Below are 24,020 nucleotides of genomic sequence, written 5' to 3'. Positions count from 1 at the left end.
CTCTTTCGGTCGCTGTTGTTGTGGCTGGCCTGGTTGCCCCTGGCCCGCTTGTCCCAAGCAGCTATCGTGCCGGGGAGCCATTAAGCACTTATTAACAAAAAATGGGAGGGGTGAAGGCCGCCTATTTTGCGGCACGGCGGCCCCTGGGGCCGCAGCGGCGACAATTGGGGGATCGCAGGGGCCTGGAGGTCCCTGGCCCTGAACCCGCAAGCAAGCAAACAAAAAGAGAGATTCCCGATGGCCATCCAGTGGTTTCCCGGTCACATGCACCTGACCAAAAAAGCCATTCAAGAGCGCATCAAGGAAATTGATGTGGTCATTGAGCTGCTGGACGCGCGCCTGCCCGGCTCCAGCGCCAATCCCATGCTGGCTGAACTCACCAGCGGCAAGCCCGCGCTCAAGGTGCTCAACAAGCGCGACCTGGCCGACCCGACGCGCACCCCGCTGTGGCTGGAGCATTACAACAGCCTGCCCAACACCCGCGCCATCGAGCTCGACGCCAGCGAAACCACGCCCGCGCGCCGCCTCATCGACGCCTGCCACGCGCTCGCGCCCACGCGCGGCAGCATGGTCAAGCCCATGCGCGTGCTGATCTGCGGCATTCCCAACGTCGGCAAGTCCACACTCATCAACACCCTGACCGGCAAGCGCGCCACCAAGACCGGCGACGAGGCCGGCATCACCAAGGTCGAGCAGCGCCTGGTGCTGGCCGACGGCTTTTATTTGTGGGACACGCCCGGCATGCTGTGGCCGCGCATCATCGTTGCCAAGAGCGGCTACAACCTGGCCGCCAGCGGCGCCATAGGCCGCAACGCCTTTGATGAGGAGGAAGTCGGGCTGGAGCTGCTCGACTACCTGATCAAGCACTACCCCGGCCTGCTGGAGGCGCGCTACAAAGTGGAAGTGGCGCCCGGCATCACCGATGAGCAACTGCTCGAGGCGATAGGCCGCAAACGCGGCGCGGTGCTGGCCAAGGGCCGCGTCAACCTGCAAAAAGCCGCCGAAATCGTGATCCACGAATTCCGCGCCGCCACCCTGGGCCGCATCACGCTGGAGACGCCCGCCGAGTTCGCTGAATGGCTGGCCGCGGGCCGCTTGCTGGATGCCGAGCGGCAGGTCAAAAAAGACAAGATAGAGACCAACCGGCTCATCAAGTTCAAGAAAATCCCGCGGCCGCCAAGGTCCGCGGAGCCTGACGAGGGCTGACAAGCCGGGCCGCCTCAGGCGAGCATCGCAGCGCCGCATCGACCACGATTTTGGTGCTAGTTGCCGCCGGGCACAGACCCTGATTGGGGTTTTGTCGGGTTCCCGTTCGCGTGCGGCCAGGGGCCGGCATGCGTGCCTGCGAAAAAATCCGGAACGCCGGCGCTTGCGCCGCCATCTAATGGGCATACACGCAAATTGCCATGAAGCCCCTTGCCGCCATTGCCCCCGATTCGCTGGACGCCAGCACCGACGCCGAACTCGCCAAGCTGGCCGCCGCCGGCAATGACCTGGCTTTCGCGCAGATCATGCGGCGCCACAACCGCCTGTTGTTCCGCACCGCGCGCAGCATCCTCAAAAGCGACGACGACACGCAGGACGCGCTGCAGGAAGCCTACCTGCAGGCCTGGAGCGCACTGGAGGGTTTTCGCGACGACGCGAAACTGTCGACCTGGCTGGTGCGCATCGTCGTCAATGAGGCGCTGGGCCGCCTGCGGCGCAAGGGCGCACAGGTTGTGCCGCTGCATGCGGCCGTACCGACGGAAGAGGAGGGCGACACCGCGGAGACGTTCATGCCGGCCAATTCCGACGAGCAACCCGAGTCGATCGCCATGCGCGCGCAGGTGCGCCGGCAGATCGAGGCGCGCATAGACACCCTGCCCGACACGTTTCGTACCGTCTTCATGCTCAGGGGCGTGCAGGAAATGAGCGTGGAGGAAGCCGCCGCCGCGCTGGGTATTCCCGAAGCCACGGTGCGTTCCCGCTTCTTTCGTGCCCGCAGCCTGTTGCGCGAAGGCCTGTCGCGCGACATCGACATGGCGATCGCCGATGCGTTCTCTTTTGCCGGCGAGCGCTGCGACCGCGTGGTCGACGGCGTGCTGGCCCTGATTGCCCGGGAGCGTGGGTCTTTCCGCCCTTGATGCCGGCAAACACACCACAAGCTGTTCCCCCGCCCATTCACCCCACTGGAGATTGCCATGTCGTTTTTTCATATGCCCACCCCTCTTGCCGCCAGGCGGCTGTTCCTCGGCCGCTCCGGCGGCCTGGTGCTTTCGGGCGCGGCCGTCGCGCTGCTGGCCGGCCGGGATGCGCTGGCCGCCAAGGCGGGTGACGCCAAGGCCGGCGACGTCCAGATCCTGAACAAGGCCTTGGGCTCCGAGCTGGAAGCCATCGCCGCCTACCAGCTGGGCGCCGAAAGCAATCTGCTGGCCAAGCCGGTGCTGGACCTGGCCGTGACCTTCCAGGGCCACCACAAAGCGCACGCCGCCCTGCTGGCGGCCACCGTCGAAAAGCTGGGCGGCAAGCCCGCCACGGCCAAGGCCCAGTACAACTTCCCGGTGGACCAGCTCAAGACGCAGCTAGACGTGCTCAAGTTCGCCGCGCAACTGGAGCAGGGCGCGGTCAGCGCCTACCTCGCGGCCGTCCCGCTGTTCGGCAACCGCGATCTCTCGCGGGCGGCGGCCAGCATTCTGGGCGATGAGGCCATGCACTGGGCCGTGTTGCGCCAGGCGATGGGCGAGGCACCGGTGCCGGGCGCCTTCATGGCCTGAGGCATCCGGCGGCGCCTCGGCTTTGCGATGTGGCGAATGCTTGATCTTCGTCAAGGCCGGCGGCGGTGCCGGCAGGCATGCTTGGCGGTAATCACCCACCGGAGGCCGCCATTCACAAACATGCCTGCGTGCAAATCATCCTCGATGAGCACGCCTCCCTTTCCGCCATGCTGCGCTCCATGCCCATGATGGTGGCGCGCGGCCCGGGCGACCACGCGCAGAAGTTTTTTGACGTGCTGCGGGCCATGCTGTTTTACATCGACGAGTTCCCCGAGCGCCTGCATCACCCGAAAGAATCGAACCTGCTGTTTCCACGCGTGGTGCGCCTGGCGCCTGGAGTCATGCCCGTCGTGGAACGGCTGGAGCGCGACCACATGAACGGCGAGAAGGCCGTGCGCGAACTGCAGCACCTGCTGCTGGCCTGGGAACTGCTGGGCGAGCCGCGTAAATCCGACTTTGAGCTGCATTGCAAACGTTATGTGGACTTCTACCTGGAACACATGCGGCTGGAAGAATCGGTCATCCTGCCGGAAGCGGAAAAGGTGCTCAGTGAGGCCGACTGGAAGGAGCTGGATGCGGCCTTCCTGCAAAACCGCGACCCGCTCGCCGGCCGGCATGGGGTGGATCCGGTATATGACCGGCTCTTCTCGCGCATCGTCATGGAGGCACCGGCGCCTATAGGGCTGGGTGACGCCTGAGGCCGCCCGGCGCCTGTCCGCGCTCGCGGACGCGACATCCGTACCGGTTAAAGGTTCGATTGCCTTACACGGTGCGCCCCTGCGCGGGTGAACACTTTGTGCACTGGATCGCATAACAGCCCTTGAAAGGCCGCGATTCAGCAGAGCAGCTCCGGGAGCCGCTTGCCCGACCCTGGGATGGCACTTCGGCCACCGCAAGCAGCCCCCTCAGGGTTGCTGGCCATTCCATCCAGAAAGCAGGAGAACCCCATGACATCAAAACTGTTGACCTCCTCTTTATTGGCGAGCGCCTTGCTGGCCGGCCTGGGCATGGCCCCGACCGTGGCCGTGGCGCAAAACACCAACACCCCGGGCATTGACAACGCGCAGCAGGCCATCAGCGCGCGCATCCAGCAAGGCATGCAGGCCGGCCGCATCACGCCGTCCGAGGCGCAGGAGCTGTACGCGCGCGACCGCGACATTTCCATGCGCGAGAACCGCTACAAGTCCGACGGCAATGCCACGCCCCAGGAGCGCCAGCAGCTGCGGGCCGACCTGGAAGGCCTGAGCGCTGAAGTCGAGCGCAAGATCGCCAACAACGTGGTCGTCGGCCAGCCGGGCTACAACTCCAGCACTCCCGGCGTGGACAACAGCCAGTTCAACATCAGCCAGCGCATCGACGAGGGCGTACGCACCGGGCGAATCAGCGAGCGCGAGGCGCGCAGGCTGCACGGCCGCGAACGCATGATCGAGCGCCACGAAGCCAATTTCAAGTCCGACGGCGTGGTGACCAAACAGGAACGCCGCCAGCTGCGCAACGAGGTGGCCGCTTTGCGCGACCAGGTGGAGCGGATGATGCGGGGTGATCGCCGAGGGCGCGGCTAGGCGCCGGGTCTTGCTCCGGCTGGCGCGCTCTTCTTCCTCTTTCCTCTGCTGAGAGCGGCTGGCCGGGGGTTGCCCGGCGGCAACTCACTTTCTTTTGCTTCGCCAAAAGAAAGTAAGCAAAGAAAAGGCGACCCTGGTGTCTGCGTCCCCTGCGCTTCGCTCCGGGGCAACCTGCGGTGCTCGGTTCAGGCGGGGTCTCGCTAAACTCGCTACGCTGCGCTTCGCTCAGACAACGCGATCCCTGATCCGCCTGAACCTCCGCTCCTCGGCGCATACACAAGGGGTGAGAGAAAAAAATACCAATACCCAAAACCACAAGGACACGCCACGGCGTGTCCTTGTTTGTCTTGGTTTGTTTCTTTGTCTTTTGTCCCCGCTCCCGATTGCCCCGTCCTGGCTGGGCCGAGGAGCGCAGAGACAAGCGGATCAGGGCCGGCGTTGTCTGAGCCGAAGGCGAGTTTAGCCGGACCCCGCTTGGCTCGAGCACCGCAGGTTGCCCGTAGCGCAGCGGAGGGACCCAGACTGCGGGTCGCCTTTCTTTTGGGTACTTTTCTTTGGCGAAGCAAAGAAAAGTGCCTCGCCCGCCGGGGCGAGACCCGGCCAGCTGAACTAAGAAGAGGAAGGAGGAGGGTGAGGAGGCAGAGCGCGCCAGCCGGAGCAAGACCCGGCCCAGAACCTCAGGCCAAAAACTTCATTTCCCTAAGCCACGCCGCCAAGCGTTCGGCAAAAACCTTATACCCCTCGGCGTTCGCATGGATCTGGTCCGACCGCAGTTCGCTGCGCGACAACACATACGACCAGCCGCCGCTGAAGAGCGGCGTGCCGGTTTCCTTTGCCACCTCGGCATACACCTCATGGTCGCTCAGCGAATTCGTGGCGGCTGCGATGAACACCGGCTTGGGCTGGGCGATCAGCACCACCTGGGCGCCGGCGGCTGCCGTCTGCACCAGGCTTTTGAGTGCAGCGCGTGTGCGCTCCAGCGGCAGGCCGCGTAAAAAATCATTGCCGCCTATCGATATCAACACCAGGCCGGGTGTGTTCTCTTGCAGCAAGCCGGGCAGGCGCGCCAGCGCGCCCTCGGCGGTGTCGCCGTTGAGGCCCGCGTTCTTGGTTACATAGCCGGTCATTTGTTCGAGCTGCTGCGGGTAGCCGGTGCCTGCCGCGGCGCCGTAGCCAAAGGTCAAAGAGTCGCCCAGGCACAGCAGCACGGCTTCCTTGGGCAGGGTCTTGCCCTGCGGTTTGGCTTTTTTGGAGCAGCCGGCCGCCAGCGCGAGCGCCGAGGCCATGCCGGCCAGCAGCAGCCGGCGTTGGAGCATGGAAGAGGAGGGGTGACGAGTGGGCATGAACTGTTCCCTGGTGCGGCGGTGATACGCGGATTCTGCCAGCGCTTGACCTGCATCAAGCGCGCACACGCCCAGGCCTTTTAAAGTCCGGGGTTTTCCCAACGCGGCGCTGCGCCGGCCTTCTTATGCCTATTGAACTCTATCGCGACAGCCGCCATGCCTGCCTGATGTTCACCGACCTTGTCGACGAGGACAACCAGGCCGTGCAGGCCAACCAGTTTCTCATTGTCGACAACGGCACCGGCGCCGTGATAGACCCGGGCGGCAACCTGGCCTTCAATGAGCTTTTCCTCGGCATGTCGCGCCACTTCAGCCCGCAAAAGCTGTCCTACATCATCGCCTCGCATGCCGACCCCGACATCATTGCCTCGCTGGACCGCTGGCTGACCTCCACCCCTGCGCAGCTGGTGATCTCGCGCGTATGGGAGCGCTTTGTGCCGCATTTCACCAAGGTCGGCAAGACCGACCAGCGCGTGATCGGCGTGGCCGACGGCGGCGGGCGATTGCCGCTGGGCCGCAACGAGCTGTGGCTGCTGCCCGCCCACTTTCTGCATTCCGAAGGCAACTTCCATTTCTATGACCCCGTCAGCCGCATTCTTTTCACGGGCGACCTGGGCGTCTCCATGACTTCGGGCCAGGGCGCCCAGGTGCCGGTGAGCGACCTCAAGGGGCATTTACGCCTGATGGAGGGCTTTCACCGCCGCTACATGGTGTCCAACAAGGTGCTGCGCCTGTGGGTGCGCATGGCGCGCCAGCTCGACATCCGCATGCTGGTGCCGCAGCACGGCGCGCCGCTGGAGGGTCCGGCCATAGGCCAGTTCTTCGATTGGGCCGAATCGCTGATGTGCGGCATAGACCTGTTTGACGACAAGCACTACCAGTTGCCGACCGCGGCCATCCCGGTGCCGGAGCGCGCGGTGAGTGCGGCTTAGCGGAAAACGCCTGCCGCTAGGCCGGCGGAGGTTCGCCATGGGCCTGCAGCTGGCGGCGCACATAGTCCACATGCTGGCGCAGCGTATAGACCCGGTCCGAAAAATCCAGCGCGAACTTCATGTGGCTCACATCGTGTTCTATCTTGTCCAGCCTGGCGGTGGCCTCGGCGATCTCCGCGGCATTGAGCCGGCGTGAGGTGAGGTCGCGCTCCATCTCCAGCAGCGCGCCATAGCGGCGGTAGAGGCGGTTCTTTTCCTTGAACTCAAACAGCCTGGGCACAACGCGAAACACCGGGATCGCGATCGCCACCAGCGGCAGCAGCACCAGCAGCAGGCGCTGCAAGGCATTGGCCGCCCAGTAGGGCAGGTAGCGCTGCAGAAACGGCCGGCCGTCCTTGTAATAGCGCGCCGCCTCGTCGGCCAGCGGAAACTCCGTGGCCCGCGGGTTCGGGAACTCGCCCGGCTTGTTCAGCAGCGTGGGGCCCCGGTGCACCTCGCGCGCGGCCTCCAGCAGCAGATAGGCCAGGGCCGGGTGCAGGTCCTTGTGGATCACCAGGTTGGCCGTGGTTGTCAGCAAGGTGATGTCCTGGCGCGGGCGGTCCTGCGCCGGGTCCACCGAGCCGGCCTTGAGCGTGACCAGCGACAGATAGGGCAGGCGCCGCGTCAGTCCCTCGGCGTGCTCAATCGACACCAGGTGGGCCTCATCCTGTTTGCCCAGCAGCATCTGCACTGCCGGTGTTTGCGGCGCGCCTATCAGGAAAAGCGCGTCGATCTCGCGCGCCAGCAGCGCCTTGGCCGCGGCCACCCCGCCGCCCGTGCCCAGCGTGGCATTGGCCGGCGTGACGCCGTAGGTTTGCAGTAACTCGAGTGATACCTTGCGTGTGCCGCTGCCTTCCACGCCGACAGCAATCTTTTTACCCGCCAGCGGGCCCAGGCCCTTGCTCAATGTTTTGGCCAAGGCTGGCGAAGCGAACATCCAGACCGGCTCGTAACCCACCACGCCCAGCGAACGCAGCGGCGTGCTCGACTCCGGCTCCTGCGAATCCAGCTGCAGCAGGCCCAGCCCGCCCTGCACAAAACCCACAGGCGTGCCCGCGTTGAGGCGCTCCAGGTTTTGCACCGCGCCTGTCGAGGGCATGAGCTCCAGCGTTACGCCGTTGGCATTTAAATAGCTTTGGTACTTGAGCGCGAACTGGTGCGCCGCGCCATCCACCGCGCCCGTCGTCATCTGCACCTGCCGCGGCGGTGCGGGCAGCAGCGAGCGCGAGAACATCGAAAGGATGACCGCGAGCCCGGCGATGATGGCCACGGCGATCAGAAAGGTCTGTTTGCGGCTCAGCGAGGGGATGATCAGCATGGGTGCAGTCTAACCAAGTGACTGCACGCCGCAAAGGCGAAGAGCTAGCCCGGCCTTAGCGCAAATTCGCCTTTACCCAACGCACAATATCCGCCGCTCCCATCGCGCCCGCCTGGCGCGCCACCTCGCGGCCGTTCTGGAACAGCGCCAGTGTGGGAATGCTGCGGATGTTGAAGCGTGCACCCAGGTTGGGCACGGCTTCGGTGTCGACCTTGGCCACGCGCACGCGCGGCTCCAGCTGCGCGGCGGCCTGTTCATAGGCCGGTGCCATCTGCCGGCAGGGGCCGCACCAGGGCGCCCAGAAATCGACCAGCACCGGGATCTGGTTGCGGCTGATGTGTTTGTCAAAAGCCGCTTCGTCGAGCGCGGCCGAATGGGCCACAAACAGCGCCTTTTTGCAGCTGCCGCAGTTCGGGTCGCTGGCCAGCTGGTCCTCGCGCACGCGGTTGGTGGTGTGGCAGTGGGGGCAGACGATGTGGAGTGGGTCGGACATTTCCTGCAATTGGGGATGGGCATATGGCATTTCAAGCGTCGCGCCTGCCGGCCCATACCCGGGAAAAACCATGGCAAGCAGCGGGTAAAGGCTGAGAAGCTGTGCCTCAAGACGGGTACTTCGCCTACGCGCGTCGGCGTTTCGCGGGAGAACAATCGAAGCTCTTCACCACGAAAGATTGCCATGATCAACAAAACCTTGATGGCCGCCCTGGCCGCGGCCTCTCTCGCCTTCGGCGGGCTTGCGATGGCCAAGGACCATGGCGATGACCACGGCAACAAAGGCGGGCGCGGGCACCACAAGGCCGACAAGCACCACCGCCACGGCCCGCCGCCGCACGCGCAGGCCGAAGGGCGCGGCGCGGGCCCCGACCATAATTTCTACCGCGGCGGCCGCCTGCCCGTGCAGTACCGCGACCGCGGCTACTGGGTGGACGACTGGCGCGGCCACCGCCTGAGCGCGCCGCCACCCGGCTACCACTGGGTGCAAACCGGCGGCGACTATGTACTGGTTGCCAATAACACCGGGATCATTTTCCAGATCTACCTGGGCCAGTGACAGGCCGCTAAACTAAAGCAGGAGGGGCCCCGTCCAGCCCTGTTTCAAGTTGCAAGGAGCGTACTGAATTTGAAACCGCCACAGATGCATCGCCAGGTTTTTCCGCGCGCAGCCCTGCTTGTGGGAGTGCTGGGCTTTGCCTGCCTGCTCACGGCCTGCGTCAGCACCGTCAAGTCCTTCCCGCTGCAGGAAAAGTTCGGTTCCACCGCCACCTATTCGCGGCTTTTCGACGCCAGGCCCGAGCAGACCTGCGAGGCCGCGCGCCGCGCGCTGCTGAGCCAGGGCTACATCATCAACACCGCCAGGGTCGACCTGGTCGAAGGCCAGAAGAGCTTCCAGCCCGAGGCCGAGGCGCATCTGCAGATGGTGATACGTGTGGTCTGCGCGCCCGAAAGCGCCGACGGCAAGATCAGCCTGGGTTTTGTCACCGCGCTGCAGGACAGCTACCAGCTCAAAAAGAGCAACAACTCCGCCAGCCTGGGCGTGGGCGCCATAGGCTCGGTGTCCCTGCCTTTCTCGTCGAGCAACGATTCCATGGTCAAAGTCGGCAGTGTCACGATTTCCTCGGACGCGTTTTACGACAGCTTTTTTGAGCTAGTCAGCCGCTACCTCGCGACGGTGGATGATTTGCCGCTCAGCCAGTAGGGCGATATGCCGCGTGACCTGTAAGCGCTGCTACATCCTGATACCCCGGCATGCGGTGAGGTAAACAGGAAGTAAAACCCCGGCTTCATTACATCCGCCCTACCTGCGCATTACACGGGCTTGACGTTCGGCCTCCACGATGAAAGCACTGAAGCACCCGAGCCCCTCCGGGCCGGTGCTTCGGAAAGCAAGTTTCCTCCTCAGGGCTTGCCGGTTCATTCATTGAGCAAAGGAGACCCCATGACATCGAAACTCTTGACCGCATCCCTTATGGCCACCGCGCTGGCCGCGGGCCTGGCCGCCGCGCCGGCCATGGCGCAGCCGCAAGGCCCTTACGGCTCTTCTGCGCCTTCTTACCCGCCCCAGGTGGTGTATGCACCGGCTCCGCAGACGCCGGGCATAGACAGGGCGCAGCAGGCCGTCAGCGAGCGCATACGCGAGGGCCTGCAGTCCGGCCGCATCACGCCCTCGGAAGCGCGTGTGCTGTACCGCCGCGACAGCGAGATACAGAATCGCGAAGCCGCCTACAAGGCCGACGGCCGCGTCACGCCGCAGGAGCGCCAGCAGCTGCGCGCCGACATGGCCCAGCTCAGTGCAGAAGTTGAGCGCGCCATTGCCAACAACCGCACCGTGGCCGTCGCCTACCCCGCCGACAGGATGGGCGGCATCGACAGCCAGGAGTTCAACATCCGCCAGCGCATTGACGAGGGCGTGCGCAGCCACCGCCTGAGCCTGCGCGAAGCCGGCCGCTTGCAGGCGCGCGAGCAGGAGATTGAAAACCGCGAAGCGGCCTACCGTTCCGACGGTGTGCTGACCCCGCAGGAGCGCCGCGACCTGCGTGCCCAGCTGGGCGCCCTGCGCGATGAAGTCGAGCGCCTGATCAACCCGCGCGGTTAAAAGTTAGGCGCCAAGGCCGCAAGGCCATGAAAAAACCCCGGCCAGCGCATGCGCTGGCCGGGGTTTTTGCTTGAAGCGCAGGGCGCTGTCTATCAGGCTGCCTTGGCGCGGCGAAAAGCCGAGCTGCGCTTGGCCGCGGGCTTGCTGTCACCGGCAATCTTGCCCACCAGTTCGGCGCTCTTTTGCTCGATCTGTGCGGCCAGCTTGCTCAAGGCCAGCGCGCCGGGCGCGGTAGCCTGGGCCAGGGTGTTCAGCGTGGTCACACCGGTTTTTTCTTCAAACAGGCTGGCGTTGGCGGCGGCGCGTTCCACGCCGGCTTCAGCCACTTTGACGAGCTGGCTCACGACTTGTTCGGCGCCGCTGGTCGTCAGCAACAGGCCTTTGGTGTAGTAGGCGCTGAAAGCGGCCTGCGCGGCCGAAGCGTTTTTCGCGGTTTCAGCCGTCAGTTCGGTACGCGATTGTTTCAGGGCCTGGTTCCAGCGCTGCTCCAGCAGGCTGACCACACGCTCACCGCCGGCGCGGTAAGCCTGGATGACGTTGAGGGCGGTATTGCCGTAGGACTCGATCAGGTCGTTGGCAACGGTGGAGAGGTTTTTGGCGCTCATGGTGTTTTCCTTGTTTAGGGCTTTAACGATGGGTTTATCTTGCCGGGTTTGGCTAGTGAGGGCGACCTAGTTGGTTAGAGAGGGGTGTCCAGAAACCGGGTCTCTTGCGCCGGTTTGCGCGCTCCAGCTCTTCTGTGCTCTTTGCTGAGAGTGGCTGGCCGGGGTCGCCCGGCGGCGACTCACTTTTCTTTGCTTCGCCAAAGAAAAGTAAGCAAAAGAAAGGCGACCCGCAGTCTGGGTCCCTACGCTTCGCTTCGGGCAACCTGCGGTGCTCGAGCCAAGCGGGGTCCGGCTAAACTCGCCTTCGGCTCAAACAACGCCGGCCCTGATCCGCTTGTCTCTGCGCTCCTCGGCCCAGCCAGGACGGGGCAATCGGGAGCGGGGACAGAAGACAAAGAAATCAATACCAATACAAACAAGGACTCGCCAAGGCGAGTCCTTGTTTCTTCAAGTATTTGGTATTTGGATTTGGTATTCCTTCCCCACCCCTTGTGGATGCGCCGAGGAGCGGAGGTTCAGGCGGATCAGGGATCGCGTTGTTTGAGCGAAGCGCAGCGTAGCGAGTTTAGCGAGACCCCGGCTGGACCGAGCACCGCAGGTTGCCCGTAGCGCAGCGGAGGGACGCAGCAACCAGGGTCGCCTTTTCTTTTGCTTACTTTTCTTTTGGCGAAGCAAAAGAAAAGTGAGTAGCTGCCGGGCTACCCCCGGCCAACAGGACTCAGAGGAGACCCCGCCGCCGTAGCAAGACGTGCTTCGATCAGGCAGCAAGGAACAGCGCAGGATCAACCATGCAACGGTTGAGCATCACCCCCCAATGCAAATGGGGCCCGGTCACCCGGCCGGTAGCCCCCACCGCTCCAAGGCGCTCACCGGTTTTGAGGGTGTCCCCCGGCCTCACGTCAATCGCGCTCAAATGGCACATCATGCACAGCAAGCCCCCGCCATGGTCCAGCCACACCGTGTTGCCGTTAAAAAAATAGTCGCCCGTATCTATCACCCGCGCCGGCAGCGGTGCCAGCACCGGTGTGCCGGTGGCGGCCGCGATGTCCATGCCGCTGTGCGGATTGCGCGGCTGGCCGTTGAAGACGCGGCGCAGGCCGAAGGAGCTGGAGCGCCGCCCCGGCACCGGCACCCGCATACGCAGCGGGCCTTGTGGCAGGGGCTCGCTGAAAGTCGCCATGACGACGTCCTGGTGCGCGCGCTCGCGCTCGTAGCGCGCCAAATCTTCGGGAGACAAGTCCACCGTGCGCGGCTCGACCTTGAGATGCTGCTCGCTGTAGCGCTTGGGCGCGATGGTGTAAGCGATATCGCGCCGGCTGCCGTCGGCGGCCTGCACCGTGATGCTGGCTTCGCCGGGCGCGGCCGAAAGCGCAATGCCTAGCAGCGCCGTCCATCCGGCCGCATCGCCCAGCACCAGCAAAGGCAGCTCACCCGCAAACGCCAGGGGCCGCTGCGCGGCCGGGCCCAGCGGCAGCCATGCCACACCGCCGGGCACCTGCGAGGCACGCGGCCAGGGGCCGTCGGGTGAGGGTGCCGCCTGGGCCAGCAAGGAGGCGGGCAGGGCACAGCCGGCCGCGGCGGCCAGCAGCACGGCGCGGCGGCTCAGGTGTGAAGGAATCGTGATCGGTGAAGAGGGGAAATGCATGGCGCCATTATTGCGGCGTCATGGTGATTTTTCCCTCGCGCACGTAGTCGTCGAACTGGATGCGCGGAATCGCCGTCACCGCGGCCACGCCGTCGCCGGCGTCCCAGCTCAGGGTGGCGCTGTCGGGTTCCAGCGCAACTTCAATGCGCACACGCGGGATTTCAATCGGGGCACCGTCACCCGGTGTGTAGGTCACGTCACCGGTAATCATGGCGAACTGGGGCATGGCTGTCTCCTGGATGGGGGGGGTGGGAAAGCGGGCGGTCACAAACACAAAACAAGCCCGTACGCTTTGATTTGAGCAGCGATTTCCCCAGGCTCGTGTAGGCGAACAACCACTTTGCGCCACGGCGGCTGCAATTGCTTGCAATTGGGGACAAAATCATGCAACCAATATGTTGCATAAACGGATTTCCCGGTGCAAAATAAATGCAACCAGGAGATTGCATATGACTTCATCCACCGACCGCATCGAACGCAGCGTCCACATCAAGGCCGCGCCCTCCAGGGTCTGGAAGGCGCTTACCAACGCCGAGGAATTCGGCAGCTGGTTCGGCGTGGCGCTCAAGGGCAAGCGTTTTACCGCCGGCCAGCAGGTGCAGGGCCACATCACCATCGCGGGCTATGAACATGTGCTGTTCGATGTGTTCATTGAACGTGTGGAGCCTGAAACACTTTTTTCCTACCGCTGGCACCCCTATGCGGTAGACCCGGCCGTCGACTATTCGAAAGAGCCCACCACCCTTGTGGAATTCACCCTCAAGCCGGTGAACGGCGGCACCTTGCTCTGCGTGGTCGAATCCGGCTTTGACAAGATCCCCGTGGCGCGCCGCGACCAGGCCTTCCGCATGAACGACGGCGGCTGGCAAGGCCAGATGGCTAACATCGAGAAATATGTCGCTTCGCAATAAAAGCAGTTCCAGGCCCGCCGAAACACCGCCCTCGCCACAGCCCGGCCCCGCGGGCGTGTTTGCCGCCCTGGGCGATGAAACCCGTTTGCGCCTGGTGGCCGTGCTCTGCGTGGGCGGTGCGGTCTCGATTTCGCAGCTCACCGCCACCACCGACATCACGCGCCAGGCCGTAACCAAACACCTGCATGTGCTGGCCGACGCGGGCCTGGTGCACCATGTGAAAGTGGGGCGCGAGCGGCTGTGGCAGTTTGACCCGCAGCAGCTCGACGAAGCCCGCCGCTCGCTGGACCTGATTGCCCAGCAGTGGGACCAGGCGCTGGGCAGGTTGAAGACCTCGCTGGAAGCCGAGAACGAGTGAACGAATGAGGGAGTGATGGAATGACCATGCCCAGGCACAAGATCTTCTCGATGGCGTTTGCCAAGGTCTATCCGCTGTATATCCAGAAGGTGGAGCGCAAAAACCGCAAGAAGGAAGAAGTCGACCAGGTTATCTGCTGGCTGACGGGCTATGACGAAAAAGGGTTGCGCCAGCAGCTGGAACAGCAAAACGATTTCGAAACCTTTTTTGCCCAGGCCCCCGCCATGCACCCGAATGCTTCGCTGATCAAGGGCGTGGTGTGCGGTGTACGCGTCGAAGAGGTCGCGGACCCGTTGATGCAAAAAATACGCTACCTGGACAAGCTGGTGGACGAGCTTGCCAAAGGAAAAGCGATGGAAAAAATCCTGCGGGCCTAGGGCCGGCCGCACACCAGCAGCCGCAGGAGCGCTCGAATCGGTACGCCGACCTGGTGGTGGCAGGATGTTTGCCGCCTCACCGGGCCGTCAGGCACTGGCATGCAGCGCCGCCGGGTTCGGCCCGGCAGGTGCCTTCGGTGCGCCGGCCCGGATCCGTCGCACGCCGGCTTGCCCGGCCGCCAGTCGGGCGGCGGCCGATGTGCCCAGCGCGGGTTGCCAGCCGTGCGGCACGATCAACACATCGCTGCGCGTGTCATCGCCGGCCGAGAAGCTCACGATCCGGGCTGAGACACTCTCGAACATCCGATCCGAAAAGGCAGAGGCCGGGTGCTTGCCCACAACGATCAAATCCGAGCCGCTGCGTTGCTGTTGCACCAGAGCCTGCAACGAGGGGTCTCCGCGCCCGATGGCCGACCGCACGCGATTGCGTCTCGCGTCGTAGGAATCGGTGAGCCACACCATCCGGTCCCGTGCGTAGCCCAGGCATTGCTCGCGGTAGACCTTGATGTCGCGCTCCGAAACCTCAGCCTGCCTCAACTTGCGTTCGTTGATCGTGTTGATCGCGTGGAAGAGTTCGACCGGCGCTGTCTTGCTGATGGCGCAGCCCACGTCCACCAGGGAAGGCGAGGCTGGCGAGAAATCGACCGCGACCAGCAGCTTGCGATAGGGGTGCCCGGCGCGGCGGCGCGCCAAGAGAACCGGCCGCTGGGCGCGGCGCAGCAGTTCATCGACGGGTTGGCCCAGGAAGAAGGACCGCAGGCTGCGCACCCGCGCGGTGCCCCACACCACCAGGTCGGCAGCGCTGGCCTCGGGCAAAAGCTCCTGGACGGTGTGGGAAAGGCGGCTCACGGCACGCACCTTGATGCCGTGCACCTGCGAGAGCTGCCGTGCGTGCTGGTCGAGCCGGTTTGCCGCATCAGCCGGTGGCGTTTCTTTGGGATGGCCCAGGTAGGCCAGGGTGAGCACGGCGCCGTGCTCGGCGCTCAGCAGCGCCGCCCGGTCCATCGCATGGGTTCCCTGATGCGAGAAGTCGGTGACGGCAAGAATGAAACGAGGGGACATGGGGGAACTCCTTTCTTTTTTCAAAAAACCGCGGACGGCGGATGGTGGATTGCGGATGTGAATGGATCAGCGGGTGTAGTCGCCGCTAGCTTCGGGTTGGTACTGGATGGCCGCGATCTGCGCGGCGCAGCCCTCGCCGTGGGGCGTGAGCCACCTGGCGGTGTCGCCGGCCCTCAAGCCCAGCAGGCTGCTGCCCACGGGCGACAGCACGGAGATCAGGCCGGCGGCGGGCTCGGCGTCGCCGGGGTAGCAGATGGTGAGGACCTGGCGGTGGTGCGTGTGCGCATCCACGATTTCCACGCGCGAATTCATCGTCACCAGGTCGCCGGGCGCGGCGCGGGCGCTTGTCACCTCCGCGCTTTCGAACCAATCGGCCAGGTGGCCGGGGCGCTGCTGGCTCAGCAGTTTGCTGAGACGGGCGTAATCAATGTCGGTAAGCGTGCGCTCGCCGTGAACCATTGCATGCATGGCTGCACTCCATCAATGCGGACGCCGGCTGTGAAAGGCGTTCGCGAACGCGCTGGGCGGGTGCCCGGCGGTGGATGGTTGCGCTGAAAAGGAGGGAGCGGACCGCCGGGCTTAGGAAAGTGCTGGCGTCTGCTGGCGACGCAAGGAGCAGATGTTCAGGCGGGTCATGTGTGGATTTTAGGCCGCAGGCAATACCCGCACACTTCTTGCCAGATTGAAGCCGGCCAGGGGCCGATGTGCGGCTCCCTTACGAACTTCGGCCCCAGACCAGCAGCAAATTATTGGCCGGCATTGCATGCCGCTCCAGTAAGCGCAAGCCGGCGCGCGCGGCCTGCTGCTCCACATCTTCCCTGCGGCGTATGCCCCAGGCCGGGTCTTGCGTGCGCAGGCTTTGGTCGAATGAGAGATTGCCTTCCGACGTAGGTACATCGTCTTCCAGATACGGCCCGTAAGTCACCAGCACCCCGCCCGGCGTTAGATGACGTGCGGCACCCTGCATCAGCGCGGCACACGTCGCCCAGGGCGAGATATGCAGCATATTCGCGCAGTAAATCAGGTCAAACTTCGCATCACCCGGCAGCCATTCGGAGGCCATGACGTCGAGCACCAGGGCAGGGCGCACATTCAGCAAACCCTGCTCGGCCACCCAGGCCGCAATCGAATCCAGCGCGGCCGGCATGGCGTCGGTGGGCTGCCATGTCCATTGCGGCAGGCTCGCGGCAAACCAGGCGACATGCTGGCCTGTGCCTGAGGCGATTTCGAGGGCCTTGCCTTGCACGGGCAGGACCTTGAGCAGCACATCAAGAATGGGCTGCTTGTTGCGGTCTGCCGCGGGGCTGAAGTTGGGTTGAGGCATGGGGTGATTAAACCCCAGGCCTGCCCCTTTTCAAGCGAAGTAGCCCCCGTCCCGTATGTCCGCCAGCAGTTCCGCCTCCTGCGGCTGCCACCCCAGCGAACTGCGCGTCAGCGCGCTCGACGCCGGGTTGTCGGCCGCAACAAAGCGCGTCAGCCACTCGAAGTGGGCCGGTGCCTCATCGGCGCTGATGCTGCGCACCGGCACACCCAACCCCGCGCCCACGGCTTCGGCAATCGCACGCAAGGGCAGGCCTTCCTCGGCCACGGCATGCAGGTGCCTGCCGGGCAGGGCGCTTTCCAGCGCCAGCCGGAAGAGGCGTGCCGCGTCCAGCCGGTGTACCGCCGGCCAGCGGTTCGCGCCCTCGCCGATATACGCCGAAAAACCCTTGCGGCGCGCAATCGCCACCAGCGCCGGCACAAAACCATAGTCACCCGCGCCATGCACCGAAGGCGGCAGCCGCAGCACACTCGCGCGCACACCGCGGCCGGCAGCGGCCCCCATCAGGGCCTCCGCCCCGGCGCGCGGGTTCGCTGAGTCCGCGGGAACCGCTGTGTCTTCGGTCGCGGGGCGCGCATGCGCCAGCAGCATGGTGACCGAAGTCGACACAAAAGGCCTGCCGGAGCCTTCCAGCACGCCGGCCAGTGCCTTGATCGCCCGCCTGTCCATCTCGGCCGCCGCCGCGTGGGCTGAAAAATCGTGGTGGAAGGCCGTGTGGATCACACCGTCGCAGGCCTGCGCGCCCACCGCCAGGCTGGCCGTGTCCGCCAGCTCGCCCCTGTGTGCCGCCGCACCCGCTTTCCGCAGGGCATCGGCCGCCGCGTCGCTGCGCGCCAGCCCCAGCACCTGGTGCCCTGCGGAAAGCAATTCACGCACAATCGCGGACCCCACAAAACCCGTCGCTCCCGTCACAAAAACACGCATACTGAACTCCCTTAAAAAAATGAGTCCCGATAATCCGCTCTTCATCGAATTTGAAAAAGCCGTGAGCGTATACAGGTATGAGCACTAACACCCTGCCGGCCCAGCCTCTCACGCTGGGCGGTTTCCTGCGTGACCGCCGCGCGCGCCTGCCGCCCACGCCCGAAGCCGCAAGCCGGCGCCGCACGCCCGGCCTCAGGCGCGAGGAAGTCGCCACGCGCGCCAACGTCAGCGTCACCTGGTACACCTGGCTGGAACAAGGGCGCGGCGGCCCGCCTTCGGACGAAGTGCTGGAGCGCCTGGCCCGCGCGCTTGAGCTGGACAGCGCCGGCCGCGAGTTCATGTTCCTGCTGGCCCAGCAGCGCCCGCCGCCGCTCAAGCCCAGGTCTTCAGCGGCGGTCACACCCGCGCTGCAGCGCGTGCTCGATGCCATGCCCACCAGCCCGGCCATCGTGAAGACGCCGGCCTGGGACATCGTGGCCTGGAACGCGGCAGCCCTGGCCGTGCTGGCCGACTACCCCGCGCTGGAGCCCGGCGAACGCAATTTGCTGAGGCGTTTGTTCAGCATCCCCCGCGTGCGCAAAGGCTTGCCCGACTGGGAAACCGACGCACGCTACGCCGTCGCATCCTTTCGCATCGATGCGGCACGCGCCGGCGACTGCCCCGAAGCCGCCGCCCTCGCGGCCGAACTCCAGGCCAGCAGCGCGGACTTTCGCCGCCTGTGGGCCGAGAACGAGATGCGCAGCCACTGGGTAGGCCGCAAACGGATTGAACGACCCGGCGTCGGAGCCATCACGCTGGAGTACCAGGCCTTGGCCATCGACAGCTCGCCCGGGCTGAGCCTGATGGTGTTTACGCCGGTGACGCAGGCGGATGTGGAGGCCGTGGCCTTGCTGATGTCGGACAGGGCCGGGCGCTTGAAAAAAGAAAAGCGCTGAAAGCCGGTGGATCGCCAGCCCTTCAATCTCGCGCGTGTCTCAGGCCGTTTCGGTTTCAGCGGCGCGGGCTTTTTGCTGCGCCCGCATGATCTGGTGCCGCTGCCAGTAGCTCCCCAGCACCGCCTTGAAGTGCTCTTCCTGCTTGCCCAGGCCCTTGAGCTTGATCGTGCTGGTGCGCGCGCCCAGCATGCCCTTGTCGAAGTGGGTGACGGTGAGCGTGTTGCCAAAACTGCTGTTGTTGAAGGTCATGCCCTTGACCTCGTCCCATGACAGCGGCGCGCCGCCGTCCGCCGTGGCATGCACGCCCTCGTAGGTGATGTCAATGCGCCTGTCCTTGCCAAGGTCAAACGACACCGGCGGAAAGTAGCGCAGCACGACGGCGCGCTCTTCTTCGGTGGCCGGCTCATAGCGGTAGGCCAGGCTTTGCTCATGCGCGGCGGCAAAACGCTGCTCGTAGTCTGTCCACAGCCGCTGCTCGATGGCGGCGGCGGTCGATATGTCATCGGCCCAGGTGGTTTGAGGCGCGGTGGTCACGATGGCGGCGTAGCTGCCCTCATCCACCTTGTGGTTCACATTGCGCATGCGTTCGGCCAGCGGCGGGTGCGTGTCGTAGGGGTGCGGCACGGCGGCGGTTTTCATGGCCGTCACAAATTCACCCGAGCGGGCATACGGGTGCAGGCCCTCAGCCACAAAGCCGGCAATGCCCAGCGCGCCGGTGTGCTGTTGCTCTTGCTCAAACAGCTTGCGTTCCACGGTGTTGCGGTAGCTGGAGTAGGCCGAGATCTTGATGAGCGACTGCACGATGGACTGCGGCGCCGTCAGCTTCGCGGCCACCCGGTCGGCGGTGTACTCGCGCTCGCGGCTGTCGCGTGCCAGCGCGAATTCAAACACCATGCGGTACAGGCGCAGCAGGTAGTGCGCCACGATGGTCAAGCCGCCACTGCGCATTTGCCAGGTGTAGAGGTCAAACTGGTTGAGCTTGGGACCCAGCGCCGCGCTGCTGCGCGTGTCGCCGCCGCCCAGGTGGGCCAGCTCGTGCGCCAGCACGGCATCGGCCTCGGCGGTGTCCAGCACCCGCAGCAGCGGAATGCTCACAAACAGCGTGCGGCCCGTCAGGGTCTGCCCGGCCACCGTGCAGGGTGCTTCGGTCACGAAAAAGTTGTTGTCGATGCCCGCAATGATCTGGTCCGGCGGGGATGTCTTGACGCGGCCCGCCAGCTGTCGAATGCGGTCCCACAGGCGCGGGGCGTCGGCCTCAAGCAGCAGCTCGCCTTCAATGGTGTTGCCCCATGGCAATTTTTTGAAGAGCGTGTAGATGGCATAAAAAACCGCCAGGGCCGCCATGATGCCGGCCAGGCCCACCAGCTTGATGTAGTAGCTGTGCCAGAAATAAGCCGTGAGCCAGAATGACAGCCACACCAGCATGGCGCTTTGCAAGCTGACCTCCACCGCGCTGGAAAACGTCATCAGCCGCCAACCCGCCACAAAGCTCGCATAACGCAGGCCGCGGTTGACAAAGGCCAGCGCGCCCAGCACGCCGGCCGCCACCAGCAGCGCGGCCCCCAGGATCAAGGTCCAGAACGCGGCACGCTCGGCCCAGTGAAACCACCAGTGCATGGAATACGCGCTGCAGACCTTGTCGTGAAAGACCTGGTTCTCCGGCCCGGTGGCGGCGCAGGCCATCGACAGCCTGTGCGTGTCGTAAAACGCAATCTCGTCCGCCTTCTGTGCCTGCGTCAGGTTTGTGGCGGCATTGATTTGGGAATTGACGCGCTGGATGAAGTCCTTGTCCTCAGACTGCAGCGCGTAGTGCGTGAAAACCAGCGTGACCGCCGGAATGAGAAAGAGCGATGCCAGGGTCAGCAGAAAAACCCGCCAGAGGTCGGCGTGGATCGTGCGCGCAGCAGCCATGGGGAGCGTCCTTTTGAGTTTTGAATTTGAACCGGCCGATCATACGGGCGGCCATGCGTTTGGCCGTCGAATTGGAGGGGCAACAATTCACCAAAAGGGGTGCTGTTTCAGTTTGTTTCCAAAGACCTTGCCGGGCTTCGAATCCACCCATCAGTGGCACGTCGTTCGATGTGTCAGGCGGGCGCTTGCTGTGGCCCCTGGAAGGCACCCTGCGGCGATGACTCCCTGGTCGACAGTGCGGCCGGGCTTTGCATGATGGTGTTGACGCCGGTGACGCAGGCGGATGCCGAGGCGATTGCGGTGTTGATGGCGGAGACGGCGTCTGCTGGATTGAAGGGCTACCCCTTCAGCCCCTTACCCGCCCGCACCACCATCTCCTCCGTGCGCATATCCCGCGCACACCATCCGGCCACAATGCGCGACGAATTGGAGAGGCCATGCGCATCTGGCCCCGTACCTTCGCCCTGCAGCACCTGAACCGGAATCTGCGCCTTTTGCAGCGCATCGGCCATCACGGTCTGTGAGGCCCAAAACACGTTTTTGTCCTGGGGGTTGCCGAGCACAAAAACGCGCAGCTGCGGGTTGACCTTGTCCTTGGCGACAAACTTCCAGGGCTCGTAGGAGTCGGCGTAGTTGGTGGTGTCTTTGGTGCGGCCCATCATTTCCCAGCGTATGCGGGGCGAGGAGGGGGCCGAGGTGGGCACCGCGCAGACGATGTCGGCGCGTTCGGTGATCAGCGAGGCGGTCACATGCCCGCCGCCGCTCTGGCCGGCGACCACCCACTCTTCAATGCCGTGACGCTTCTTGAGTTCGTCGAGGGCGGCGGAGATGATGAGCGACTCGTCCACGCGCCTGCGCTGCATATGGTCGCCTGACGATCCATGCGTGCCGGGCCGGCCCATAAAGATATAAGGCACGCCCAGCTTTTTGGCCCAGTCGTCGGCGTTCTTTTGCAGCTGGGCATTGGTCAATTCCAGGTAGGCTGTGCTGGTCCTGCCGACGCCGACAAAAACATCACCGTGGAAAAAGACCAGGGCGCGCTTGACGGGCCCCTCGCCAAAGCCGGCCTTCCAGTATTTAAGGCATTCGGCGCCTGAGTGCGGCGTGGCGGCCCAGACGGTGTTGGCCGCGGCCGCGCACTGGGCCTGGGTGGCTTTGACGCCGCTCAGGATGGCCGATTCGGAGAAGTCGCCCGCATCGCTGAATTCGGCGCGGCCGAATTGTGCGTGGCTGGCGGCCGGCGCGAGCAGGGCTGGCGCCAGGCACCCCATCACCAGAACCTTGTTAAAACCCCTGTGGCGGAAGAATGGGCGCATATCTAGCCTGATGAAACCTTATCTGCTGGACAAGTCTTTCACGCCCGCCTCCCGGTTGAAGGCGGCTTACCCCCCGGGCCTGTTTCATTCCAGGCGCGCGGGAGACCCTCAATTCACCGAAAAATCCTGCCCCTTGTAGCCACCCTGGAAAGCCTGCACCGGGTTGGACACATAGCGGGCGACGTCCTGCTTCACGCGGGCGTACTCGGGGCCGTCCATTTTGTAGGCGTAGGCCGGACCGATCTTCAGCACCTGCGTGTTGTCCGGGCTGATGACCGAGGACTGGGCATTGCCCGACAGAAGGATGGCCGAAATCTTGCGATTGCTGGCGTTGATGGTCCAGCGCACGGGCTCGTAGCTGGTCAGCACCAGCACGAGCGGGGTGCTGCCCGGCGTGACGTTGACCCGTATGCCGCCGATCCGGCTGCCGCCACCGGCCGTCGTCGGGGTCGTCACCGCGGCTTCGTACACACCGATGAACGACACCTTGGCGTTGGCGGGCACGTCGGTCAGCAGGGGTTTGATGCCGGTTGCCGGGCCCTTGATGGCGGCGGCCGCCGCAGCCGCTGCCACGGCCGACTGGTTGGGGTCGCGCCCCTGGCGCAGCAGATGTTCGATGTAGCGCTCGCGGACGGCCGGCGGCAAGGAGGCCAGCTGCGGGTTTTGCATCTGCTGCTGTTGCTGCTGCATTTGCTGCTGCTGCGTCTCCGCATTCATTCTGGCCAACTGCTGGGCGAGCTGCGCATCATTGACTATTTTTTCAAGCGCCTGGGGTTCTCCCTCGGGCACAACCTCGCTGCCGATGACAACCGCCGGAGAGCCCCGGCGGAAATAACCTTGCCGGGGCGCAAGCGAGAGCAGCAATCCTTCATTGGGGTCACCCCCTTGCACGGCTGAAATCGTTTCTTTTTCGATGTCAAACAGCCGGGCCGCGGTGCTTGTGCCCGGCAGGTTCACATCGAGGTAAATGGCGGTTTCAGATACCTTGGCCGGCCCGTTGTTGAGGGTGGAGCCGAGAAAGGAGGTGGTCCAGACGCCCTGCGCGCCTGTGTCGATGTTGAGCCAGCCCAGGTCGCGCATGGAGACAAAAACGAGTTTCTTGCCGTTTCCCATGAGCACCGGCGCGGACGACGTGACACCTTGCCCGGTGAGCGTCATCTGTTTCAGCAGCGACACAGTGACCGCACCTTCCGCGCTGCGTGCGTGGTCGACGATCGCCACGTTTCGGCCGTTGCCTACCGCATAACGGGCCGTGGCCGGTGCCAGGGCCACGGACCAGGTGGGCCGTTGCACCGTCACCGGGTAGGGCTCCATGGTGGCCTTGGTGTGGTCCAGCAGCATGGGGGCGGCGTTGCCCGTGCTGTTCAGGACGGTGGCGCCAACCTCGGGCAGCCAGGCGACGACATCGCTGAACTTCGTGGTTTTCCAGAGCGTGGCGCCGGTCTCGGCATCCATCATCCACAGGGCGTTGTTGCTGGCGGGGACTGCGAGTACACGCCCATTGGGAGACAGGGTTTGCGGGCGATAGGCTTCCGCGGGGGCATCAAAGCTGTTGATGATTTTCCCGTTGGGCACCTGCACGGTCATGAATTTGGCGCGCTGGCCCCGCAGGACAATCACGTTCGCGTTTCGGGCCGCGACGACGCCGGCGGCCGACTCCGGAAGCGTCGCGATAACCGCCCTGCCTTGCAAGGGTGACAAGGGGACCAGCGCCGGTTTTTGCACGGCGGCGACAAAGCGCTGTAGGCCGACCCATTCCGCCAGTTTGGCATCCTGGTCTTTAAAGCAGGCCGTATCGGAGATTTTTGCCTTGATGGCGGCGCTGGTGTCGAAGAAGCCTATGGACGCGGTGCCGCTGCAAGTCAGGCCCCTGATCTTGAGCAAGGCCGCGTGCTGCTCGGCAAGCGCCGACCTGGAACTTCCATCCTCCAACGAGGCAAACAAGCTGTTCTGCGCGACGACGAGGTCCTCGGCCATGGGAAATGCCAGGTTGACTTTGTCTGCCTTGGATAAAAGCACGGTGCGGATCTGGTCGCATCCGGTCAAGGCCATCGAAAGAGCCAGCAAGCACGCTAAACGGATCATTTGTTCCCTCAATTTCTTGTTCTGCTCAAA

The 24,020-nt window shown here is 64.6% G+C and carries 26 protein-coding genes; 13 read left to right on the top strand and 13 right to left on the bottom strand.

Features of this window, described 5'->3' with window-relative positions:
• The first annotated feature begins 237 nt into the window (after positions 1-237).
• The 5 genes from ylqF (at position 238) to AC1DUN_RS08900 (ending at position 4,315) form a co-directional block, all read left to right on the top strand.
• Positions 238-1,206: a ribosome biogenesis GTPase YlqF gene (ylqF, locus tag AC1DUN_RS08920; RefSeq protein WP_477713647.1), complete on the top strand. Its 969-nt coding sequence runs from the start codon at positions 238-240 to the stop codon at positions 1,204-1,206.
• A 200-nt stretch (positions 1,207-1,406) separates the two neighbouring features.
• Complete coding sequence (locus tag AC1DUN_RS08915; protein WP_477713646.1) at positions 1,407-2,123, top strand: RNA polymerase sigma factor; 717 nt, start codon at positions 1,407-1,409, stop codon at positions 2,121-2,123.
• Between the two features lie 57 nt (positions 2,124-2,180).
• A complete protein-coding gene (locus AC1DUN_RS08910; RefSeq protein WP_477713645.1) occupies positions 2,181-2,753 on the top strand; it encodes a ferritin-like domain-containing protein in 573 nt (190 codons plus the stop codon).
• Positions 2,754-2,830: 77 nt separating this feature from the next.
• Positions 2,831-3,451 carry a hemerythrin domain-containing protein gene (locus AC1DUN_RS08905; RefSeq protein ID WP_477713644.1) on the top strand — a complete coding sequence of 207 codons (621 nt, stop codon included), beginning with the start codon at positions 2,831-2,833 and terminating at the stop codon, positions 3,449-3,451.
• 249 nt (positions 3,452-3,700) lie between these two features.
• Positions 3,701-4,315, top strand: a complete 615-nt coding sequence (locus AC1DUN_RS08900) for a hypothetical protein (RefSeq protein ID WP_477713643.1) — start codon at positions 3,701-3,703, stop codon at positions 4,313-4,315.
• Positions 4,316-4,992: 677 nt separating this feature from the next.
• On the opposite strand, the gene AC1DUN_RS08895 is transcribed toward AC1DUN_RS08900, so the two are convergent.
• Positions 4,993-5,658, bottom strand: a complete 666-nt coding sequence (locus AC1DUN_RS08895; protein WP_477713642.1) for a GDSL-type esterase/lipase family protein — start codon at positions 5,656-5,658, stop codon at positions 4,993-4,995.
• A 125-nt stretch (positions 5,659-5,783) separates the two neighbouring features.
• On the opposite strand from AC1DUN_RS08895, the gene AC1DUN_RS08890 reads away from it, so the two are divergent.
• On the top strand, positions 5,784-6,590 hold the full coding sequence (locus AC1DUN_RS08890; protein ID WP_477713641.1) for an oxygen-binding di-iron domain-containing protein: 807 nt from the start codon (positions 5,784-5,786) through the stop codon (positions 6,588-6,590).
• Positions 6,591-6,606: 16 nt separating this feature from the next.
• Here the strand turns inward: AC1DUN_RS08890 and AC1DUN_RS08885 are convergent, their stop codons facing one another.
• Together AC1DUN_RS08885 and trxC are read right to left on the bottom strand one after the other, a co-directional pair.
• Entirely contained in the window at positions 6,607-7,947 is a 1,341-nt protein-coding gene (locus tag AC1DUN_RS08885) for a TAXI family TRAP transporter solute-binding subunit (protein WP_477713640.1), read from the bottom strand.
• Between the two features lie 55 nt (positions 7,948-8,002).
• A complete protein-coding gene (gene trxC / locus AC1DUN_RS08880; protein ID WP_477713639.1) occupies positions 8,003-8,440 on the bottom strand; it encodes a thioredoxin TrxC in 438 nt (145 codons plus the stop codon).
• Between the two features lie 183 nt (positions 8,441-8,623).
• Here trxC and AC1DUN_RS08875 point away from each other — a divergent pair, with 183 nt between their 5' ends.
• The 3 genes from AC1DUN_RS08875 (at position 8,624) to AC1DUN_RS08865 (ending at position 10,540) form a co-directional block, all read left to right on the top strand.
• On the top strand, positions 8,624-8,998 hold the full coding sequence (locus AC1DUN_RS08875) for an RcnB family protein (protein WP_477713638.1): 375 nt from the start codon (positions 8,624-8,626) through the stop codon (positions 8,996-8,998).
• Between the two features lie 84 nt (positions 8,999-9,082).
• Positions 9,083-9,643: a DUF2242 domain-containing protein gene (locus AC1DUN_RS08870; protein ID WP_477713637.1), complete on the top strand. Its 561-nt coding sequence runs from the start codon at positions 9,083-9,085 to the stop codon at positions 9,641-9,643.
• Between the two features lie 240 nt (positions 9,644-9,883).
• Complete coding sequence (locus AC1DUN_RS08865; protein ID WP_477713636.1) at positions 9,884-10,540, top strand: hypothetical protein; 657 nt, start codon at positions 9,884-9,886, stop codon at positions 10,538-10,540.
• A gap of 92 nt (positions 10,541-10,632) precedes the next feature.
• Here the strand turns inward: AC1DUN_RS08865 and AC1DUN_RS08860 are convergent, their stop codons facing one another.
• From AC1DUN_RS08860 to AC1DUN_RS08850, 3 genes are all read right to left on the bottom strand, one after another.
• The gene (locus AC1DUN_RS08860) at positions 10,633-11,145 is read right to left on the bottom strand and encodes a hypothetical protein (RefSeq protein ID WP_477713635.1); all 513 of its coding nucleotides are present in this window, start codon (positions 11,143-11,145) and stop codon (positions 10,633-10,635) included.
• Positions 11,146-11,902: 757 nt separating this feature from the next.
• Positions 11,903-12,790 (bottom strand): peptidoglycan DD-metalloendopeptidase family protein, encoded by an 888-nt coding sequence (locus AC1DUN_RS08855; protein ID WP_477713634.1) that lies wholly within the window; start codon positions 12,788-12,790, stop codon positions 11,903-11,905.
• Positions 12,791-12,797: 7 nt separating this feature from the next.
• Positions 12,798-13,016 (bottom strand): hypothetical protein, encoded by a 219-nt coding sequence (locus AC1DUN_RS08850; RefSeq protein WP_074577239.1) that lies wholly within the window; start codon positions 13,014-13,016, stop codon positions 12,798-12,800.
• Positions 13,017-13,239: 223 nt separating this feature from the next.
• On the opposite strand from AC1DUN_RS08850, the gene AC1DUN_RS08845 reads away from it, so the two are divergent.
• The 3 genes from AC1DUN_RS08845 to AC1DUN_RS08835 are packed head-to-tail and all read left to right on the top strand — an operon-like array spanning position 13,240 to position 14,436.
• Entirely contained in the window at positions 13,240-13,701 is a 462-nt protein-coding gene (locus tag AC1DUN_RS08845; protein ID WP_477713633.1) for an SRPBCC family protein, read from the top strand.
• Positions 13,685-14,059, top strand: a complete 375-nt coding sequence (locus tag AC1DUN_RS08840; protein WP_477713632.1) for an ArsR/SmtB family transcription factor — start codon at positions 13,685-13,687, stop codon at positions 14,057-14,059. The genes AC1DUN_RS08845 and AC1DUN_RS08840 overlap by 17 nt, the downstream gene beginning before the upstream one ends.
• 20 nt (positions 14,060-14,079) lie before the next feature.
• Positions 14,080-14,436, top strand: a complete 357-nt coding sequence (locus tag AC1DUN_RS08835; protein WP_477713631.1) for a DUF2200 domain-containing protein — start codon at positions 14,080-14,082, stop codon at positions 14,434-14,436.
• Positions 14,437-14,523: 87 nt separating this feature from the next.
• Here the strand turns inward: AC1DUN_RS08835 and AC1DUN_RS08830 are convergent, their stop codons facing one another.
• The 4 genes from AC1DUN_RS08830 to AC1DUN_RS08815 form a co-directional block, all read right to left on the bottom strand.
• Positions 14,524-15,498: a universal stress protein gene (locus tag AC1DUN_RS08830; RefSeq protein ID WP_477713630.1), complete on the bottom strand. Its 975-nt coding sequence runs from the start codon at positions 15,496-15,498 to the stop codon at positions 14,524-14,526.
• 66 nt (positions 15,499-15,564) lie between these two features.
• Positions 15,565-15,966 carry a GreA/GreB family elongation factor gene (locus AC1DUN_RS08825; protein ID WP_477713629.1) on the bottom strand — a complete coding sequence of 134 codons (402 nt, stop codon included), beginning with the start codon at positions 15,964-15,966 and terminating at the stop codon, positions 15,565-15,567.
• 247 nt (positions 15,967-16,213) lie between these two features.
• Complete coding sequence (locus tag AC1DUN_RS08820; protein ID WP_477713628.1) at positions 16,214-16,822, bottom strand: DUF938 domain-containing protein; 609 nt, start codon at positions 16,820-16,822, stop codon at positions 16,214-16,216.
• Positions 16,823-16,852: 30 nt separating this feature from the next.
• Entirely contained in the window at positions 16,853-17,743 is an 891-nt protein-coding gene (locus AC1DUN_RS08815; RefSeq protein ID WP_477713627.1) for an SDR family oxidoreductase, read from the bottom strand.
• Between the two features lie 77 nt (positions 17,744-17,820).
• On the opposite strand from AC1DUN_RS08815, the gene AC1DUN_RS08810 reads away from it, so the two are divergent.
• Positions 17,821-18,678: a helix-turn-helix transcriptional regulator gene (locus tag AC1DUN_RS08810; RefSeq protein ID WP_477713626.1), complete on the top strand. Its 858-nt coding sequence runs from the start codon at positions 17,821-17,823 to the stop codon at positions 18,676-18,678.
• A 39-nt stretch (positions 18,679-18,717) separates the two neighbouring features.
• On the opposite strand, the gene AC1DUN_RS08805 is transcribed toward AC1DUN_RS08810, so the two are convergent.
• The 3 genes from AC1DUN_RS08805 to AC1DUN_RS08795 form a co-directional block, all read right to left on the bottom strand.
• The gene (locus AC1DUN_RS08805) at positions 18,718-20,589 is read right to left on the bottom strand and encodes a M48 family metallopeptidase (protein ID WP_477713625.1); all 1,872 of its coding nucleotides are present in this window, start codon (positions 20,587-20,589) and stop codon (positions 18,718-18,720) included.
• 338 nt (positions 20,590-20,927) lie between these two features.
• Complete coding sequence (locus AC1DUN_RS08800; RefSeq protein ID WP_477713624.1) at positions 20,928-21,905, bottom strand: alpha/beta hydrolase family protein; 978 nt, start codon at positions 21,903-21,905, stop codon at positions 20,928-20,930.
• Between the two features lie 108 nt (positions 21,906-22,013).
• The gene (locus AC1DUN_RS08795) at positions 22,014-23,957 is read right to left on the bottom strand and encodes a hypothetical protein (protein ID WP_477713623.1); all 1,944 of its coding nucleotides are present in this window, start codon (positions 23,955-23,957) and stop codon (positions 22,014-22,016) included.
• Positions 23,958-24,020 lie beyond the last annotated feature (63 nt).

The organism is Polaromonas sp. P4_F6 (assembly GCF_056401275.1).
Note: the sequence above shows the minus strand (reverse complement) of the source record. Positions and strands in the feature narration are given on the sequence as shown.

Coding starts and splice junctions, on each gene's coding strand:
- AC1DUN_RS08870 (WP_477713637.1), top strand. CDS start 9,083: ATGCATCGCCAGGTTTTTCCGCGCGCAGCCCTGCTTGTGGGAGTGCTG.
- AC1DUN_RS08835 (WP_477713631.1), top strand. CDS start 14,080: ATGACCATGCCCAGGCACAAGATCTTCTCGATGGCGTTTGCCAAGGTC.
- AC1DUN_RS08850 (WP_074577239.1), bottom strand. CDS start 13,016: ATGCCCCAGTTCGCCATGATTACCGGTGACGTGACCTACACACCGGGT.
- AC1DUN_RS08915 (WP_477713646.1), top strand. CDS start 1,407: ATGAAGCCCCTTGCCGCCATTGCCCCCGATTCGCTGGACGCCAGCACC.
- AC1DUN_RS08825 (WP_477713629.1), bottom strand. CDS start 15,966: ATGCATGCAATGGTTCACGGCGAGCGCACGCTTACCGACATTGATTAC.
- ylqF (WP_477713647.1), top strand. CDS start 238: ATGGCCATCCAGTGGTTTCCCGGTCACATGCACCTGACCAAAAAAGCC.
- AC1DUN_RS08860 (WP_477713635.1), bottom strand. CDS start 11,145: ATGAGCGCCAAAAACCTCTCCACCGTTGCCAACGACCTGATCGAGTCC.
- AC1DUN_RS08805 (WP_477713625.1), bottom strand. CDS start 20,589: ATGGCTGCTGCGCGCACGATCCACGCCGACCTCTGGCGGGTTTTTCTG.
- AC1DUN_RS08895 (WP_477713642.1), bottom strand. CDS start 5,658: ATGCCCACTCGTCACCCCTCCTCTTCCATGCTCCAACGCCGGCTGCTG.
- AC1DUN_RS08840 (WP_477713632.1), top strand. CDS start 13,685: ATGTCGCTTCGCAATAAAAGCAGTTCCAGGCCCGCCGAAACACCGCCC.
- AC1DUN_RS08900 (WP_477713643.1), top strand. CDS start 3,701: ATGACATCAAAACTGTTGACCTCCTCTTTATTGGCGAGCGCCTTGCTG.
- AC1DUN_RS08830 (WP_477713630.1), bottom strand. CDS start 15,498: ATGTCCCCTCGTTTCATTCTTGCCGTCACCGACTTCTCGCATCAGGGA.
- trxC (WP_477713639.1), bottom strand. CDS start 8,440: ATGTCCGACCCACTCCACATCGTCTGCCCCCACTGCCACACCACCAAC.
- AC1DUN_RS08855 (WP_477713634.1), bottom strand. CDS start 12,790: ATGCATTTCCCCTCTTCACCGATCACGATTCCTTCACACCTGAGCCGC.
- AC1DUN_RS08815 (WP_477713627.1), bottom strand. CDS start 17,743: ATGCGTGTTTTTGTGACGGGAGCGACGGGTTTTGTGGGGTCCGCGATT.
- AC1DUN_RS08795 (WP_477713623.1), bottom strand. CDS start 23,957: ATGGCCTTGACCGGATGCGACCAGATCCGCACCGTGCTTTTATCCAAG.
- AC1DUN_RS08820 (WP_477713628.1), bottom strand. CDS start 16,822: ATGCCTCAACCCAACTTCAGCCCCGCGGCAGACCGCAACAAGCAGCCC.
- AC1DUN_RS08865 (WP_477713636.1), top strand. CDS start 9,884: ATGACATCGAAACTCTTGACCGCATCCCTTATGGCCACCGCGCTGGCC.
- AC1DUN_RS08885 (WP_477713640.1), bottom strand. CDS start 7,947: ATGCTGATCATCCCCTCGCTGAGCCGCAAACAGACCTTTCTGATCGCC.
- AC1DUN_RS08875 (WP_477713638.1), top strand. CDS start 8,624: ATGATCAACAAAACCTTGATGGCCGCCCTGGCCGCGGCCTCTCTCGCC.
- AC1DUN_RS08800 (WP_477713624.1), bottom strand. CDS start 21,905: ATGCGCCCATTCTTCCGCCACAGGGGTTTTAACAAGGTTCTGGTGATG.
- AC1DUN_RS08910 (WP_477713645.1), top strand. CDS start 2,181: ATGTCGTTTTTTCATATGCCCACCCCTCTTGCCGCCAGGCGGCTGTTC.
- AC1DUN_RS08905 (WP_477713644.1), top strand. CDS start 2,831: ATGCTTGGCGGTAATCACCCACCGGAGGCCGCCATTCACAAACATGCC.
- AC1DUN_RS08810 (WP_477713626.1), top strand. CDS start 17,821: ATGAGCACTAACACCCTGCCGGCCCAGCCTCTCACGCTGGGCGGTTTC.
- AC1DUN_RS08890 (WP_477713641.1), top strand. CDS start 5,784: ATGCCTATTGAACTCTATCGCGACAGCCGCCATGCCTGCCTGATGTTC.
- AC1DUN_RS08845 (WP_477713633.1), top strand. CDS start 13,240: ATGACTTCATCCACCGACCGCATCGAACGCAGCGTCCACATCAAGGCC.